Origin of the sequence: Serratia sp. 201, from assembly GCF_037027545.1 — a bacterium.
Taxonomy (GTDB): domain Bacteria; phylum Pseudomonadota; class Gammaproteobacteria; order Enterobacterales; family Enterobacteriaceae; genus Serratia; species Serratia bockelmannii.
This window is the reverse complement of record NZ_JAXCHC010000001.1, coordinates 30,536-46,192: the sequence shown is the minus strand read 5'-3', so window position 1 is coordinate 46,192 and position 15,657 is coordinate 30,536. Positions and strand designations below refer to the sequence as shown.

The 15,657-nt window shown below is 59.3% G+C and carries 20 protein-coding genes and 1 tRNA gene; 10 read left to right on the top strand and 11 right to left on the bottom strand.

Going from position 1 to position 15,657, the window contains the following annotated elements; translation table 11 throughout:
- The first annotated feature begins 31 nt into the window (after positions 1-31).
- From WA302_RS00265 to WA302_RS00230, 8 genes are read left to right on the top strand one after another with little or no spacing between them, the layout of a single operon-like run.
- Positions 32-283 (top strand): helix-turn-helix transcriptional regulator, encoded by a 252-nt coding sequence (locus WA302_RS00265; RefSeq protein ID WP_033632334.1) that lies wholly within the window; start codon positions 32-34, stop codon positions 281-283.
- Entirely contained in the window at positions 280-408 is a 129-nt protein-coding gene (locus WA302_RS00260) for a hypothetical protein (protein WP_336062223.1), read from the top strand. The genes WA302_RS00265 and WA302_RS00260 overlap by 4 nt, the downstream gene beginning before the upstream one ends.
- Complete coding sequence (locus WA302_RS00255; protein ID WP_336062222.1) at positions 401-838, top strand: hypothetical protein; 438 nt, start codon at positions 401-403, stop codon at positions 836-838. The genes WA302_RS00260 and WA302_RS00255 overlap by 8 nt, the downstream gene beginning before the upstream one ends.
- Positions 835-1,113 carry a DUF4752 family protein gene (locus tag WA302_RS00250; protein ID WP_336062220.1) on the top strand — a complete coding sequence of 93 codons (279 nt, stop codon included), beginning with the start codon at positions 835-837 and terminating at the stop codon, positions 1,111-1,113. The genes WA302_RS00255 and WA302_RS00250 overlap by 4 nt, the downstream gene beginning before the upstream one ends.
- A complete protein-coding gene (locus WA302_RS00245; RefSeq protein WP_336062218.1) occupies positions 1,110-1,763 on the top strand; it encodes an MT-A70 family methyltransferase in 654 nt (217 codons plus the stop codon). Before WA302_RS00250 ends, WA302_RS00245 begins: the two co-directional genes overlap by 4 nt.
- Positions 1,760-2,050: a hypothetical protein gene (locus WA302_RS00240; RefSeq protein ID WP_336062217.1), complete on the top strand. Its 291-nt coding sequence runs from the start codon at positions 1,760-1,762 to the stop codon at positions 2,048-2,050. Before WA302_RS00245 ends, WA302_RS00240 begins: the two co-directional genes overlap by 4 nt.
- A gap of 31 nt (positions 2,051-2,081) precedes the next feature.
- A complete protein-coding gene (locus tag WA302_RS00235) occupies positions 2,082-2,432 on the top strand; it encodes a helix-turn-helix domain-containing protein (RefSeq protein ID WP_336062215.1) in 351 nt (116 codons plus the stop codon).
- Entirely contained in the window at positions 2,315-3,469 is a 1,155-nt protein-coding gene (locus WA302_RS00230) for a site-specific integrase (protein WP_336063427.1), read from the top strand. The genes WA302_RS00235 and WA302_RS00230 overlap by 118 nt, the downstream gene beginning before the upstream one ends.
- Before the next feature lie 17 nt (positions 3,470-3,486).
- Here WA302_RS00230 and WA302_RS00225 read toward each other — a convergent pair.
- The 6 genes from WA302_RS00225 to gpt form a co-directional block, all read right to left on the bottom strand.
- A tRNA-Thr gene (locus tag WA302_RS00225) sits at positions 3,487-3,562 on the bottom strand.
- Positions 3,563-3,752: 190 nt separating this feature from the next.
- Positions 3,753-5,006, bottom strand: coding sequence for a glutamate-5-semialdehyde dehydrogenase (gene proA, locus WA302_RS00220; RefSeq protein WP_015376739.1), 1,254 nt, complete (start codon positions 5,004-5,006; stop codon positions 3,753-3,755).
- A gap of 9 nt (positions 5,007-5,015) precedes the next feature.
- A complete protein-coding gene (gene proB, locus WA302_RS00215) occupies positions 5,016-6,119 on the bottom strand; it encodes a glutamate 5-kinase (protein WP_015376738.1) in 1,104 nt (367 codons plus the stop codon).
- Positions 6,120-6,235: 116 nt separating this feature from the next.
- Positions 6,236-6,637 carry a sigma factor-binding protein Crl gene (gene crl / locus WA302_RS00210; protein ID WP_004930258.1) on the bottom strand — a complete coding sequence of 134 codons (402 nt, stop codon included), beginning with the start codon at positions 6,635-6,637 and terminating at the stop codon, positions 6,236-6,238.
- 60 nt (positions 6,638-6,697) lie between these two features.
- Positions 6,698-7,945, bottom strand: coding sequence for an esterase FrsA (gene frsA / locus WA302_RS00205; RefSeq protein WP_021504999.1), 1,248 nt, complete (start codon positions 7,943-7,945; stop codon positions 6,698-6,700).
- Between the two features lie 141 nt (positions 7,946-8,086).
- Positions 8,087-8,545: a xanthine phosphoribosyltransferase gene (gpt, locus tag WA302_RS00200; RefSeq protein ID WP_025301674.1), complete on the bottom strand. Its 459-nt coding sequence runs from the start codon at positions 8,543-8,545 to the stop codon at positions 8,087-8,089.
- Positions 8,546-8,882: 337 nt separating this feature from the next.
- Here gpt and pepD point away from each other — a divergent pair, with 337 nt between their 5' ends.
- Entirely contained in the window at positions 8,883-10,343 is a 1,461-nt protein-coding gene (pepD, locus tag WA302_RS00195) for a beta-Ala-His dipeptidase (protein WP_060447678.1), read from the top strand.
- A 41-nt stretch (positions 10,344-10,384) separates the two neighbouring features.
- Here the strand turns inward: pepD and dinB are convergent, their stop codons facing one another.
- Positions 10,385-11,446 (bottom strand): DNA polymerase IV, encoded by a 1,062-nt coding sequence (dinB, locus tag WA302_RS00190; RefSeq protein ID WP_049208688.1) that lies wholly within the window; start codon positions 11,444-11,446, stop codon positions 10,385-10,387.
- Positions 11,447-11,629: 183 nt separating this feature from the next.
- Between dinB and WA302_RS00185 the strand changes: the two genes are divergently transcribed.
- The gene (locus WA302_RS00185) at positions 11,630-12,526 is read left to right on the top strand and encodes a glycerophosphodiester phosphodiesterase family protein (protein WP_049206249.1); all 897 of its coding nucleotides are present in this window, start codon (positions 11,630-11,632) and stop codon (positions 12,524-12,526) included.
- A gap of 26 nt (positions 12,527-12,552) precedes the next feature.
- Here the strand turns inward: WA302_RS00185 and nqrM are convergent, their stop codons facing one another.
- Genes nqrM through nqrE form a run of 4 tightly spaced genes read right to left on the bottom strand, consistent with a single transcriptional unit; the run spans position 12,553 to position 15,656 of the window.
- Positions 12,553-12,780 carry a (Na+)-NQR maturation NqrM gene (nqrM, locus tag WA302_RS00180; RefSeq protein WP_016928987.1) on the bottom strand — a complete coding sequence of 76 codons (228 nt, stop codon included), beginning with the start codon at positions 12,778-12,780 and terminating at the stop codon, positions 12,553-12,555.
- 7 nt (positions 12,781-12,787) lie between these two features.
- Positions 12,788-13,837 carry an FAD:protein FMN transferase gene (locus WA302_RS00175; protein ID WP_193402564.1) on the bottom strand — a complete coding sequence of 350 codons (1,050 nt, stop codon included), beginning with the start codon at positions 13,835-13,837 and terminating at the stop codon, positions 12,788-12,790.
- On the bottom strand, positions 13,821-15,044 hold the full coding sequence (gene nqrF / locus WA302_RS00170; protein WP_043135532.1) for an NADH:ubiquinone reductase (Na(+)-transporting) subunit F: 1,224 nt from the start codon (positions 15,042-15,044) through the stop codon (positions 13,821-13,823). The genes WA302_RS00175 and nqrF overlap by 17 nt, the downstream gene beginning before the upstream one ends.
- Positions 15,045-15,059: 15 nt before the next feature.
- On the bottom strand, positions 15,060-15,656 hold the full coding sequence (nqrE, locus tag WA302_RS00165; RefSeq protein ID WP_004930235.1) for an NADH:ubiquinone reductase (Na(+)-transporting) subunit E: 597 nt from the start codon (positions 15,654-15,656) through the stop codon (positions 15,060-15,062).
- Between the last annotated feature and the right edge of the window lies 1 nt (position 15,657).

The following is a 15,657-nucleotide window of genomic DNA, read 5'->3' as shown; positions in this document are numbered from 1 at the left end:
GCGGGGCTACGGCCCCGCCAAAGGAGAAGCAATGAAAGCAGCAATTCGAAAAACCCAACTCCTGGCGATGGTTCCCATGTCGGAGTCGCAGATCACCAAACTGGAAAAGGCGGGCGAGTTCCCGCAGCGTTTTGCACTGACCAACCGAACCGTGGCCTGGAACTTGGACGAAGTAGAAGCGTGGCTCGATAAGCAACAGGCCGAGAACACCGGCCGCACACCAGATTATTCCCCCGATGTCCGCCAGCGCAAGCAACGGCCAGTACAGGAGCGCGCAGCATGAATATCAAACGTCACATGATGCGTAATGTGTGGGCCTATATGCTTGCTGGCCTGTTCGTGTTTTGGTTTCTGTCGATCGGCCTGACTGTGCTGATCGTTAAAATGGCGGAGGTGGTCAGTGGATAAGCTAAGAGAAGAATTTGAAAGCTGGTATGCCAATTACGAGAGAAATCACAAGGAAGATGATTACTACGACCGTGAAAATAGAGACTTTCTGTTTCAAGTTTGGCAAGAAGCTAATTCAAGTATGGTTGTTGCGCTGGAAGATAAATCAAAAGAGTCCACTCAATGGAAGAATGAAGCGCAGTCACAGATTAACTATTGCCAGAGACTGCAAAAACACTCAGAAGCAGAGGAAGAGCGAGCCGACAGAATGACGGCACTTGCACATGATTACGATGTGGAACGACAGCAACAGGCTCAGCGAATTGCAACGCTTGAGCAAGCTTTGCGGCACATTGCTTGCGCGGTACTCGATATCAACAATACAAGAACAGGTATAGCCAAAGCTGCCGAATACGCTGCTAGAGTAAAAAACGAGGGGGACGGTCTATGAAAGAGTTCAGCTTTACCGACTGGATGATTATCGGCCTGATGGCTATAAGCTACCTATTCATTTTGGCGCAGGCGTGGAAGTGGGTAATCCTCAACATCGCCAATCGTTTCGATCGGTTTCTAAACCGGAACAGCCCTAAACAATTAGCTATCAACGCACTGTGTGATGCCTTTGAATTGCAGAAAATGAAGCAAGGCGACCGCATCACCGCTAAAACAACCAATGGGCTATGTATCAGGATATCGAGAGAGCCACGCGAAGAGGATAGAGCATGAGCTATCAACTTATCTACGCAGATCCGCCATGGCAGTACGGCAACAAGATCAGCAACGGCGCCGCCGGCAACCACTACAGCACGATGACGCTGCAGGACTTGAAGCGGCTTCCTGTGTGGTCAATCGCAGCCGAAAACAGTGTCCTCGCCATGTGGTACACCGGTACCCACGCGGAGCAGGCGAAGGAACTGGCCACCGCTTGGGGTTTCGACGTCAGGCAAATGTTCCTGTTCACCTGGGTGAAGTTCAACGAACTCGCAGAGCGCACCGTCAACGCCGCAATCGAAGATGGCCTGGTCGACTTTTACGACTTTCTCGATCTGCTAAACGGAGTGACAAGGATGAACCCCGGAAATTACAGCCGCGGCAACCAGGAATCAATGCTCGTTGCTGTTCGTGGCGCCGGCCTTGAACGACAAGATGCGTCTGTGAAGCAGGTTATCTACGCTCCTATCACGCAGCACAGTGCTAAGCCATGGGAGGCTCGCCACCGGCTTGAACGTCTGTACGGTGACGTGTCACGAATTGAACTTTTCAGCAGAGGTGACGCGCCAGGCTGGCACCATTGGGGTAACGAATGCCCTCGGAATGACGTCGAACTGCTCCCCGGCGGATTCAGCATACCAGCAGCAGTGAGGAACGCATCATGAAACACAACCGTGATGATGTTATGCAGATCGTGAAAGACAACGAGAACATCGGCTATGCAAAGATAAAGGAACTGTACGAAATGGAGCACAAGCCAATCTCGTCACATGCCCTTAGCCGCGCGCTGGCAACGTTGGTTGACCACCAGCTCATCGAGCGAAAGCTCCACGGTAATCAACCATGCACTTACGCGTATTCCGGCGGAAAACGCCGGTTCTCGCAAAGCCCCAAAATAGCCATGTTCGATCAGTGCCTGGCATCGATTAGCAAAAGCCCGCAGCACCTATAACCCGTCACAGTCTTTCAAAAAGAGAATCAATATGAATGAAGAAGAAATCTTCACGCGTGAGGAGGCCGCTGCATTCCTAAAAATCGATAAAGGTACGGTTACTCAGTGGATCCGAACTGGTCGATTGGCGGCAGCAAAGATAACACCCGGGAAGAACAAAAGCCCATACCGCATTTGCAAATCAGATTGTATTGCAGCCTTGAAAAGTCCGATCAACAATCTGGCTGTGAATGCGGTTGATGTGCAGGAGGAAAAAGCATGTCAATCAAACAACGCGGTGGAATCTGGCATTGCGACTTCGTCACGCCAGGCGGCAACCGAGTTAGACAATCTCTTGGGACAGCGGACAAGAGGGAAGCGCAGGAACTTCACGATCGTTTGAAAGCCGATGCATGGAGGCAGGCGAAACTTGGAGAGTGCCCAAGAAAAACTTTCGATGAAGCATGTTTAAGATGGCTGCGCGAAAAAAGTCATAAGCGCAGCCTGGACGATGACAAATCAAGAATAGGGTTTTGGCTTGAGCATTTCAGAGGGGTCGGGCTTTCTGAAATTACAGAAGTGAAAATATACGACGCCGTGGACAATATGATCAATCGGCGTCACCTTCTGAACTGGGAAGCGATGAGGGATAGTAGATTAAGAGCTGGTAGACCGTTCCCCGAATACAAACCCAAACAAGTAGCACAAGGGACAAAGGCAACGCACCTAGCCTTCATCCGAGCATTGTTGAAGATGGCTGCCGATAAATGGAAGTGGTTAGACAAAGCCCCGTCGATAACCTCACCAAAGCCGAAAAATACGCGGGTAAGGTGGTTAACACCTGATGAGTCACAACGGCTATTTGCAGAGCTAGCCCCTCACTTTTTCCCTGTTGTCATGATGGCTTTGAACACTGGTTTGAGACGCTCAAACGTCATTAACCTTGAGTGGTCACAAATAAACATGGAGCAAAGAATAGCCTGGGTTCATCCAGAAGATGCCAAGGCAGGGAAGGCGATAGGAATTCCGCTAAACGAAACTGCATGCGGAATTTTGCGCGGACAAATTGGGAAGCATGACAGATGGGTATTCGTTCACACCAAGGCAGCATACCGAAATGATGGAACTAAAACAGCAACGGTAAGGAAAATGCGCGGCGACAGCAACAAAGCCTGGCAGGGCGCTCTGCGCCGCGCTGGTATAAAAAACTTCCGCTTCCATGATCTGCGCCATACCTGGGCGAGTTGGCTTGTTCAGTCCGGGGTTTCCCTGCTTGCCCTTAAAGAGATGGGCGGCTGGGAGAGTTTGGAAATGGTACAACGATATGCCCACTTGGCAGCAAGCCAATTAGCGTCCAACGCCAACAAATTGGATGCCATTTTGCAGCGCAATGGCACAAATACGGCACAACCTGACAACGTTGAATACTTAAGGAGGTGATAACTACTTGATTTAACTGGTGCCGATAATAGGAGTCGAACCTACGACCTTCGCATTACGAATGCGCTGCTCTACCAACTGAGCTATATCGGCATCGAGCCGGGCCTGCGGGGCAAGCCGGAAGTGCGTTGAACAAGGTAGACCTGCGCGCGAAATGAGTCAATAGCCGCCGGGGCGTTTGGTTGTTTTGCAAGCAACCAGACTGTCGTGCAGACCCTCTTTTCCAAAAACAATCAGGGCGCAGCATGGTACGCCCTGACCGCTTTATGACCGCAATGCGGCCTTAGCTGCGCACCAGATCGTCGCCGTAGCCGATCCACTTGTAGGTGGTCAGCGCATCCAGGCCCATCGGGCCGCGGGCGTGCAGTTTCTGGGTGCTCACCGCCACTTCTGCGCCCAGGCCGAACTGGCCGCCGTCGGTGAAGCGGGTGCTGGCGTTAACGTACACCGCCGAGGAGTCCACCGCGCGCACGAAGTGCTCGGCGCTGCTGAGCGAGCGGGTGAGGATCGCGTCGGAATGGTTGGTGCCGTGGGTGCGGATGTGATCGATGGCCTGATCGATATCGTCCACCAGCAGCACGTTCAGATCCAGCGACAGCCATTCGTCGTCGTAATCCTCCGCATTCACCGGCACCACCGTCGCCGGGCCGCCCTGCAGCAGCGGCAGTGCGTTTTCCGCCGCGTGCAGCGTCACGCCCGCCGCAGCCATTTTGGCGCTCAGCGCCGGCAGGAACTCGGCGGCGATGCTGCGGTTCACCAGCAGCGTCTCCAGCGAGTTACAGGCGCTCGGGCGCTGGATCTTGGCGTTTTCAATCACCGTCAGCGCCTTGTCGAAATCGACATCGGCATCCACGTAGGTATGGCACACGCCGATGCCGCCGGTGATCACCGGGATGGTCGATTGCTCGCGGCACAGCTTGTGCAGGCCGGCGCCGCCACGTGGGATCAGCATGTCGACATAGCGATCCAGGCGCAGCAGTTCGTTCACCAGCGCGCGATCCGGGCTGTCGATCGCCTGCACCGCCGCCGCCGGCAGGCCGCACTGTTCTAGCGCCTGCTGGATCACTTTCACCGTCGCCTGGTTGGTGTTGTGCGTCTCTTTCCCGCCGCGCAGGATCACCGCGTTGCCGGTTTTCAGGCACAGGCTGGCGACGTCGATGGTGACGTTCGGCCGCGCCTCGTAAATCACGCCGATCACGCCGAGCGGCACCCGGCGGCGCTCCAGCTTCAGCCCGCTGTCCAGCAGGTTGCCGTCCAGCACGTGGCCGACCGGATCGTTCAGGCGGCATACCTGGCGCACGTCGTTGGCGATCGCCGCCAGCCGCGCCGGGGTCAACAGCAGGCGGTCGAGCAGCGCTTCGCTCATGCCGGTGGCGCGCGCCTGCGCCATGTCTTGTTCATTCGCCAGCAGGATCGCTTCACTGTTGGCTTCCAGCCTGTCGGCCATCACCGACAGCACCTGATTTTTCTTCGCCGTGCTCAGCACCGCCAGCTGCCAGGAGGCCTGCTTGGCGGCCTTCCCCATCTGCTCCAGCATGCTCACTCCTTAACTGACAATCATATCGTCGCGGTGCACTGCCACCGGACCGTATTCATAACCGAGGATCTCGCTGATTTCCTGCGAGTGGTGCCCGGCGATCATGCGCATCGCGTCGCTGTTGTAGCGGCTGACGCCGTGCGCCAGATCGCGCCCCGCCAGGTTGCGGATGCGGATCACTTCGCCGCGCGAGAAGTCGCCCTTCACTTCGCGGATGCCCTTCGGCAACAGCGAGCTGCCGCGCGCCATCATCGCTTCCACCGCGCCGTCGTCGACGGTGATCTCACCGGCCGGTGGCGCGCCGAAGATCCAGCGCTTGCGGTTTTCCAGCGGGGTTTCCAACGCGTGGAAACGGGTGCCCACCGGTTTGCCTTCGATCACGTCCGCCACCACGCCCGGCTTGCTGCCCGCGGCGATCACTACGTCGATGCCGGCGCGGCAGGCCACGTCGGCCGCCTGCAGCTTGGTGCCCATGCCGCCGGTGCCCAGACCGGAGACGCTGTCGCCGGCGATGGCGCGCAGCGCGTCGTCAATGCCGTGCACTTCACGGATCAGTTCGGCCTGCGGGTTGTTGCGCGGATCGGCGGTGTAGAGGCCCTGCTGATCGGTCAGCAGCAGCAGTTTGTCGGCGCCGGCCAAAATGGCCGCCAGTGCCGACAGGTTATCGTTGTCGCCCACCTTGATTTCGGCGGTGGCGACGGCGTCGTTCTCATTGATTACCGGCACGATGCGGTTATCCAGCAGCGCCGTCATGGTGTCGCGCGCGTTGAGGAAGCGCTCGCGGTCTTCCAGATCGGCGCGCGTCAGCAGCATCTGCCCGACGTGAATGCCGTAAATGGAGAACAGCTGTTCCCACAGCTGGATCAGCCGGCTCTGCCCTACCGCTGCCAGCAGCTGCTTGGAGGCGATGGTGGCGGGCAGCTCGGGGTAGCCCAGGTGTTCGCGCCCGGCGGCGATGGCGCCGGAAGTGACGATGACAATGCGGTGGCCCGCGGCGTGTTGCTGCGCACATTGGCGCACCAATTCGACAATGTGGGCGCGGTTCAGACGCAGCGATCCGCCGGTCAACACGCTGGTGCCCAATTTCACAACCAATGTCTGGCTGCCGTTCATAGTATTTCTGCCGTGTGTAATGATGAGAAGAAGAGTGCAAAGGTCTTTGTAACAGGAGAGACGCGTTATGCCAACAGGCACAACGCGAAATCAGCACAATACGTGGTCAAACGGGGTCAGGCGGAGAGTTTGATCAGTTTTTCTTTGAAATCGTCGGCGGGTTCCAGCCCCAGTTCCATGGTCGCCAGCAGCTCGCCCAGGCGGCGATGGAAGTCGCGCAGGGTGTCTTCCAGCTTGGCGTTTACTTCATCATCCTTAATGTTTTGCGCCGTCCAGTCGCCTTCCTTGTCGAACAGGCCGAATTGGTACGAATAGGTGAAGCGCGCCTCTTCCGCCTGCAGCTCCATCCACCAGCCCCAGAACTCACGCTTCTCCGGAGCGGGCTTTACATTGACGCAGACGGCCAAACAATCAAAGAAAAAACGGTCGTTTTCACATTGCCCTTCACGCAGGTACGGCCCCAAGCTGGCAAAACGTTTCATTAGTCGGCTTTTAGGGTGACCACTCGGTAACGTCATTCTCTAACCTCCTCAATGTAGACCACTCTTTTTAACAAACTGTTAAAATTTAGCAACTAATTAACGCATTTTGTCCCTCAGCCAACCGGACATCTGCAGCAACGCCCGGTGGAAGCTGTCGTAAACCGGGGTGCGCGGGATGGCGACCAGCTTGCCGCTCACCGAGGAGGTGACGATCAGCTGCGACTCCTCTTTCGGGCTGAGCGTATCGCGCTCCCAGTAGCCGGAGATCATCGGCGTCGGGCAGCGGCGCCCCAGCAGCCCCTGCATTTTCAGCGAGTAGCTGTTCAGCTCCACCTTCAGCACGTTGTCCGAGGCGTTAGCCATGCCCATGCGGCTGGCCAGCACGTCCATATACATGTCCGGCACGTTCAACTGGGTGCTGCTGTCGCACAGCAGGCGATGCACCACCGGCCCCAGGCAGGCTACGCCGCGCAGCCGCTGAGGCTCCAGATAGGCCAGCCGCACCGCCACGTTGGCGCCGAAGCGGAAGCCGAAGGCGCTCACCCGCTGATGATCCACCCACGGCACCGAGGCCAGCTGGATCAGCACCTGTTGGTGCAGGTAGCTGGAGTCCTGCGTCAGCTTCCACTTGCACGAAGAACCGATCGACGGCATATCGAGCGTCAGCATGGCGATACCGTGCGGCGCCAGGTAGTCGCGGAACAGGCGATGATAGTCGGTCTGCAGCGTATCGAGGCTGCCGCACATCAGCACCGTCGGGAACGGCGCCTCGCCCTTCTCCGGCATGTGCAGGAAACCGGTGACGCTGCCGCCGCCTTCGATGCGGAACTCCAGCTCTTTCAGCTGATACGGCAGCAACAGCGCCGCCTCTTCGTAAGCGCGGTTGGCGAGCATCTCCGCCTGTTCGGCCAGCTCGTCGCCCTTCAGGTGCGGGTAACCGGCGATGCTGTACAGGCTCGCGGCCTTCAGCCAGTACTCGCCGCCGAGCAGCGGATCCTGCTGTTCCGTCGCCCGCTGCTGCCACTGCATGCCCTGATGGATCCACTCGTAGATCCAGTTGCCGTTGCGGTAGCCCACCACGGTATCCAGCCGCTGCGGATTGCTGCGCTCGGCGTCCGAGGCGGCGATGCGCGCCAGCACTTCGTGGATTTCGATCGGGCTAACGCCGCGCCAGGCCCACAGCAACGGATTCAGCATGCGATACCAACTGCCGGTGGTGTCGCCTTCCAATGCGGAATGCATGGCGGCGCTCACTTTGTTGCGCGCGCGCAGCACCAGCGTCGAGGTTTCAGGGTGTTTGAATTTGGGCTTGAAAAGAATTTCAGAAAGGTTGGCCTGTGCCATGGTAACAACAGCCTCCGTAAATCTGGCGATAGGCCGCAAAAGGCCTACTTAACTGGAGGTAGTGTACCTAACTCTGGCGGGATAAACCAAGATAACGCAAACGCCCGGCATAACCGGGCGTTGGGCTGGAACTGGCTGGACTTAGCGACCGCCGATCGGGGGAACGAAGCTGACGCCCATGTCCCACGGCTGTTCGATCCAGGTATCCTGCGGGATGTCGACTTCGTAGTCGTCCACCAGCGGACGGCCCGCCGGCTTGGCGAAGATGGTGACGAAATGCGCTTTCGGATACATGTCGCGGATCGCTTTCGCGGTGCCGCCGGTATCCACCAGATCGTCCACCACGATGAAGCCTTCACCGTCGCCTTCGGCGCGCTTGAGCACTTTCATTTCGCGCTGGTTGTCATGGTCATAGCTGGAAATGCAGACGGTATCCACATAGCGGATGCCCAGTTCGCGCGCCAGCAGGCCCGCCGGCACCAGGCCGCCGCGGCTGACGGCAATGATGCCCGTCCATTTGTCGGCAGGCAGCAGGCGGTGCGCCAGCTTGCGTGCGTGCATTTGCAGCATATCCCAGGTAACAACGTATTTTTCGCTCATAGAATCGTGTCCCAGCCGGCGGTGAAGCGGCTTATTTGTAGTTCAGGGGAAAAAAGGTTGCGCGAGATTATAGAGACTGGCCGCGTTGAATTCCAGCTGTACCGAGGAAAACCTCGCGATTTCCGCCGGGCGGCTTTTCGGTGATTGATGCTGAAAAAGCGAGCGTTCCCGCAGCGAAGCCATGTGATCAAGCGCTTAAACCGCACAATACGGGGGGCGCACCGCCGGAAATAAAGTGATATTCTCTGACGATCGTGCCACGACGCACAGATACCCGCTCACCTTAACCGCGCGGCATGCCCGTCCTGTCGGAGCCTGCCGTCACAGGAGACTTATAGTGTCTGAATTGTCTCAGCTTTCGCCACAGCCGCTGTGGGATATTTTCGCCAAGATCTGTTCTATCCCGCACCCTTCTTATCATGAAGAAGCGCTGGCGCAGCACATCCTCACCTGGGCCAAAGAAAAGAACCTGCACGCCGAGCGTGATCGGGTCGGCAATATCCTGCTGCGCAAACCAGCCACCAAAGGCATGGAAAACCGCAAGCCAGTCGCGCTGCAGGCACACCTGGACATGGTGCCGCAAAAGAATAACGACACCGTACACGACTTCGCCAAGGATCCGATCCAGCCTTATATCGCCGGCGAGTGGGTGAAAGCGCGCGGCACCACGCTGGGCGCCGACAACGGCATCGGCATGGCCTCCGCCCTGGCGGTGCTGGCCGACGACAGCGTTGAGCACGGCCCGCTGGAAGTGCTGCTGACCATGACCGAAGAAGCGGGGATGGACGGCGCCTTCGGGCTGCAGCCGAACTGGCTGCAGGCGGATATCCTGATCAATACCGATTCCGAAGAAGAAGGCGAAATCTACATGGGTTGCGCCGGCGGTATCGACTTCATCACCACCCTGCCGCTGCAGCGCGAAGCGGTGCCGGCCGGTTACCAAACCCTGAAGCTGACCCTCAAGGGCCTGAAAGGCGGCCATTCCGGCGCCGAGATCCACGTCGGGCTGGGCAACGCCAACAAACTGCTGGCGCGCTTCCTGTTCGCCCATGCGGCGGCGCTGAACCTGCGCGTGCTGGACCTGAACGGCGGCACCCTGCGCAACGCCATCCCGCGTGAAGCCTCCGCGGTGGTAGCGGTGCCGGCGGACAAGGCCGACGTACTGAAAGCGCTGAGCCAGGAGTTCCTGGCCGTGCTGCAGAACGAACTCTCCGCCAAAGAGAAGAACATCACCGTGCTGTTGGAGCCGACCACCAGCGCTTCGCTGGCGCTGAGCGCCGACAGCCAGCAGCGCTTCCTGGCGCTGCTGAACGGCACGCCGAACGGCGTGATCCGCATGAGCGACGCGGTGAAAGGCGTGGTGGAAACCTCGCTGAACGTCGGCGTGGTCACCACCAGCGAAAACGAAGCGGAAATCATCTGCCTGATCCGCTCCCTGATCGACAGTGGCAAAGACTACGTGGTCGAGATGCTGACCGCGTTGGGCCAGCTGGCCGGCGCTAAAGTGGCGCCGAAGGGCGGCTACCCGGGCTGGCAGCCGGACGCCGACTCGCCGGTGATGCACCTGGTGCGCGAGCTGTATCAGGATCTGTTCGACAAGACGCCGAACATCATGGTGATCCACGCCGGTCTGGAATGCGGTCTGTTCAAAAAGCCATATCCAAACATGGACATGGTATCGATCGGGCCAACCATCACCGGCCCGCATTCGCCGGATGAGCAGGTGCATATCGAAAGCGTCGGCCTGTACTGGAAGCTGCTGACCTCGTTGCTGAAAGCAATCCCTGAGCGCGCGTAATCTGCACGCTTAACGCAAAAAGCCGGCGACCGCCGGCTTTTTTATTCCCACGACAGCGCCAGCTGCCGCTCCAGCTGCGGATCGAGCAGCGTCACATGCAACCCCACCAGCCGCACGCCGCGCCCTTCGCGCCGCTCGCGCCACGCCTGCCGCGCCACCTCCAGCAAATCCTGCCGGTTCAGCACCGGGAACACGTGCTCCTGGGTGGTTTGCTGAAAATCCTGAAACTTCAGCTTCACGCCCTGCCGGGCGATGTGCAGATCCGGCTTCACCTTGCGCAGCCGCATCTCCAGCTCGGGATAGAGTTTGTCGATAATCAGCGTTTCGCAGTCTTCCCAGTCGTGAATATCCTCCGCCAGCGTGCGCTCCACCCCCACCGATTTGCGCAGCCGCTCAGGAGAGATTTCGCGCCGATCGATGCCCTGACAGCGCTCCCACAGCACCCGGCCGAACTTGCCGAAGCGCTTGAGCAGCTGCGCCAAATCGTATTGCTGCACGTCGGCGCAGGTGATAAGCCCCACTTCCTCCAGCCGCTTGGCGGTCACCTTGCCGACGCCGGGGATCTTGCTGAGCGGCAGCTGCTGCAAAAACGCCGGCACCTGCGCCGGCGTGATCACGTATTGCCCGTTCGGCTTGTTCATCTCGGAGGCGATTTTAGCGAGAAACTTGATTGGCGCGATGCCGGCCGACGCGGTGAGGTTCAGCTCGTCGGCGATCGCCTGACGGATTTCCTGGGCGATCAGCGTCGCCGAACCGTTGCATTGCGGGCTGTCGGTCACGTCGAGGTAGGCCTCGTCGAGCGAAAGCGGCTCGATCAACGAGGTATAGCGGGCGAAGATTTCGCGGATGTGCAGCGAAGCTTCTTTGTAGGCCGCCATGCGCCCCGGCAGCAGGGTGAGATGCGGGCACAGTTTGAGCGCCATCGCCGTGGACATGGCACTGTGCACGCCGTAGCGCCGCGCCGGGTAGTTGGCGGTGCTGATCACCCCGCGGCGATCGGCGCTACCGCCAATCGCCAGCGGGATATCGCGCAGGCTGGGATCGTCGCGCATCTCCACTGCCGCGAAGAAGCAGTCCATATCGACATGAATGATTTTACGCATCGCACCCTCCAATAATACTGTATAAGTATACAGCCAGGTACCAAAAGCTCAAGGCCGCAGAGCTCGAGGAAAGCGGCGTTTCTGACAGATATTTCCGCGTTGTTAAAAAAGCTTAATTTTTCAATAGTATGATTTCCGCCATCCCGTGCGGCTCACCACAACGATAACGACAAGGTACCCTACATGATCAGATTTTCTCATTTGCTGCTGGCTTCCGCGCTGTCGCTGAGCGCGCTGGCGGCCAGCGCCGCCGCCGGTCATGCGCCGGCGATCGTCGCCCATCGCGGCGGCACCGCCGATGCGCCGGAAAACACTCGCATCGCCATCGAAACCGCGCTGAAAAACGGCGCCGACGCCATCTGGATCACCCTGCAAGCATCCAAAGACGGCATCATCGTGCTGTATCGCCCCTCGGACCTGAAAGCGCTGACCAACCGGCAGGGTCCTGTTTCTGCCTATACCGCCGCGCAGCTGGCCGAGACCGACGCCGGTTGGGCCTTCGCCAAGGGTGACGCACACCCGTTCCGCGGCCAGGGTATCGGCATTCCACGGCTCGACGACGTGCTTAAAGCGTTTCCGCACGTCACTTTTTATCTGGACATCAAATCCCCGGACGCCGATCCGGCGCAGTTTGGCCAAACGCTGCTGGCGACGTTGCAAAGCACCGACAGCCTGAACCGCATCCGCGTCTACTCTACCGACGCCAAATACCTGCAGGCGCTGCCGCCGGCCATCCCGCGCTTTGAAAGCCGCGACGAAACCCGCACGCTGCTGGCCAACGTCACCATGGCGCACCAGTGCGACGTCAAACCGGACAACCGGCAGCCGCGCTGGTACGGGCTGGAGCTGAAGCGCGAGGTGGAAGTGGTGGAGAAATATACCCTCGGCGAAGGGCGTTCGAAGGCGTTTCTGACCTGGGATAAAGAGTCGATGGACTGTTTCCGCTCGCAGGGCCCGGCGCACATTATCCTGTTCGGCGTCAACTCGCCGCAGGAATATCAGCAGGCGCTGGCGCTGGGCGCTGACGGCGTGATGGTCAACTCGCCGGCCGAGGCGAAAAGCTTCCGCAAGGCGAAATAAAAAACCCGGCCAAGGCCGGGTTTTCGCTACAGAATACGGTGCTTTTCCAACTGCTCGCGCCGCTGCGCCGCTTTGGCTTCGCGCTTTTTGCGCGCATCGCACGGCTCCGGGCAGTCGCAGACTTTCTCCATGCCCAGCGCGGTGATGCCGCCGCAGCTGCCCTGCAGGCTTTTGCGTTTGAACACATAGCCCAGCGACATGCCGCCGACGATCAGCAGGAACAACACGAAAGTAGCGGCGAATACCGTCAACATAGCAACCTCACGAACGCTTTTTCAGATAGGGCTTGAACGCGTCTGAGTAACGCTCCTCAAACCCGTCGGCGGTTTTCACGATCATGAACACCGGAATGCCGAGCAGGTTGGCCAGCGCCAGGCCGCGCTCCGGCCCCATGACGTTCAGGCCGGTGGACAGGCCGTCGGCGGTCATGCAGGTCGGGCTCAGCACGGTGATCGACACCAAACGGTGGTGAATGGGTCGGCCGGTGACCGGATCGATGGTGTGCGAATAGCGCACCCCGTCCTGCTCGAAGTAGTTGCGATAGTCACCCGAGGTAGCGATCGACATCTCCCCCGGCTGGATCACCAGCTGCGCCTGCTGCTGCGTACCGGCGGTCGGGCGCTCGATGGCGATGCGCCACGGCTTTTGCTCGCCGTTATGCCCGCGCGTGCGCACCTCGCCGCCGATATCCACCATGTAGTTCTTCACATGCCGGGACTGCAGATATTCCGCCACCACGTCCACGCCATACCCTTTGGCGATCGACGACAGATCGACATACAGCTCGGGGATGCTTTTCACCAGCGCGCTGCCCTGCACCGACAGTTTGTCGGCGCCGGTCCAGGCGCGGCGGTGCGCCAGTTCCGCCTCGCTCGGCACTTTATCCGGCCGCCCTTCCGGGCCGAAGCCCCACAGGTTGACCAGCGGCCCGACGGTCACGTCCAGCGCACCGTCGGTGACGCGGTTGATGCGCAGCGCTTCGCGCACCACTTCGGCGGTGGCCGGCGAAACAGGGAACGGCCGGTCAATGTCGCGGCTGGCGTTGAAGCGGCTCAGCTCGGAATCCGGCCGGTAGGTGGACATCTGATCGTTCACCTGCTCCAGCCGTTTGTCGATCTCCGCCTGCATCTCGCGCGCCGACGGCGTATCTTCGCCGGTCACGTAACGGATCGAATACGAGGTGCCCATGGTTTTACCCATCAGGTCCACCTGTTCCGGCCCGCAGCCGGTCAGCAGCAGGGTGGCGCTCAGCGCCACACCCGTCAGCCAGTTCTTCATCGCCAATGCGCGCAATTTAGCCACCAAAGTCATCCAGCATGATGTTTTCGTCTTCGACGCCCAGATCTTTGAGCATCTTGATCACCGCGGCGTTCATCATCGGCGGCCCGCACATGTAAAACTCGCAGTCCTCCGGCGCCGGGTGGTTCCTCAGGTAGTTCTCCAGCAGAACATTATGGATAAAGCCGGTGTAGCCGGTCCAGTTATCTTCCGGCTGCGGATCCGACAGCGCCACGTGCCAGGTGAAGTTTTCGTTCTCCGCCTGCAGCTGGTTGAAGTCGTCTTCATAGAACATCTCGCGCAGCGAACGCGCGCCGTACCAGAAGGTGATCTTGCGCTTCGAGTTCAGGCGCTTGAGCTGGTCGAAGATGTGCGAACGCATCGGCGCCATGCCCGCGCCGCCGCCGATGAAGATCATTTCGGCGTCGGTGTCCTTGGCGAAGAACTCGCCGAACGGCCCGGAGATGGTCACCTTATCACCGGCTTTCAGCGACCAGATATAGGAAGACATGATGCCCGGCGGCACGTCCGGATTGTTCGGCGGCGGCGTGGCGATACGCACGTTGAGCATGATGATGCCCTTCTCTTCCGGGTAGTTGGCCATCGAGTAGGCGCGCACCGTGGTGTCGTTCACCGTCGAGCGGTAGCGGAACAGGTTGAACTTGTCCCAGTCGCCGCGATACTCCTGCGGCACGTCGAAGTCGGCGTAGCTGATGTCGTGCGCCGGTGCTTCGATCTGGATAAAGCCGCCCGCGCGGAACGGCACGTCCTCGCCATCGGGGATCTTCAGCTTCAGCTCTTTGATAAAGGTGGCTTTGTTATCGTTGGAGATAACCTCGCACTCCCATTTCTTCACGCCGAAGATCTCTTCCGGCAGCTCGATCTTCAGGTTCTGCTTCACGTTCACCTGGCACGCCAGGCGGCACCCTTCTTTCGCTTCGCGCTTGTTGATGTGCGAAAGCTCGGTCGGCAGGATATCGCCGCCGCCCTCTTTGATCACCACCCGGCACTGGCCGCAGGAACCGCCGCCGCCGCAGGCCGAGGAGACGAAGATCCCCTGGCTGGAGAGCACGTTGAGCAGCTTGTCGCCCGCCGGCGCATGGAAGCTCTTATCCAGATCGCCGTTGATTTCCACCGCGATGTCGCCGGTGTTCACCAGCTTCGATTTGGCGAACAGGATCAGCAACACCAGCACCATCACGATGGTGGTGAACATTGCTACGCCTAAAATAATTTCCATAAATTCTTCCCGCCTTTACAACTGAACACCGGAGAAGGACATGAAGCCCAGCGCCATCAGTCCGGTGGTGATAAAGGTAATGCCCAGGCCGCGCAGCCCTGCCGGCACGTTGGCATACTTGAGTTTTTCGCGGATCCCCGCCATGGCGACGATCGCCAGCATCCAGCCGGTGCCGGAACCAAAGCCGTACACCACCGACTCGGCGAAGTTATAGTCGCGCTGCACCATGAAGGACACGCCGCCAAAGATGGCGCAGTTCACGGTGATGAGCGGCAGGAAGATGCCGAGCGCGTTATACAGCGACGGGAAGAAGCGATCGAGGATCATCTCCAAAATCTGTACCAGCGCCGCGATCACGCCGATGAAGGTGATGAAGTTGAGGAAGCTCAGATCGACGCCTTCCACCAGCGCGCCGTCGCGCAGGATCAGGTTGTAGACCAGGTTGTTCACCGGCACCGAAATGCCGAGCACGATGGTCACCGCGATGCCCAGACCAAAGGCGGTCGAGACCTTCTTCGACACCGCCAGGAAGGTACACATCCCGAGGAAGAACGCCAGCGCCATGTTCTCGACGAACACCGCGCGCACAAACAGGCTGATATAGTGTTCCATC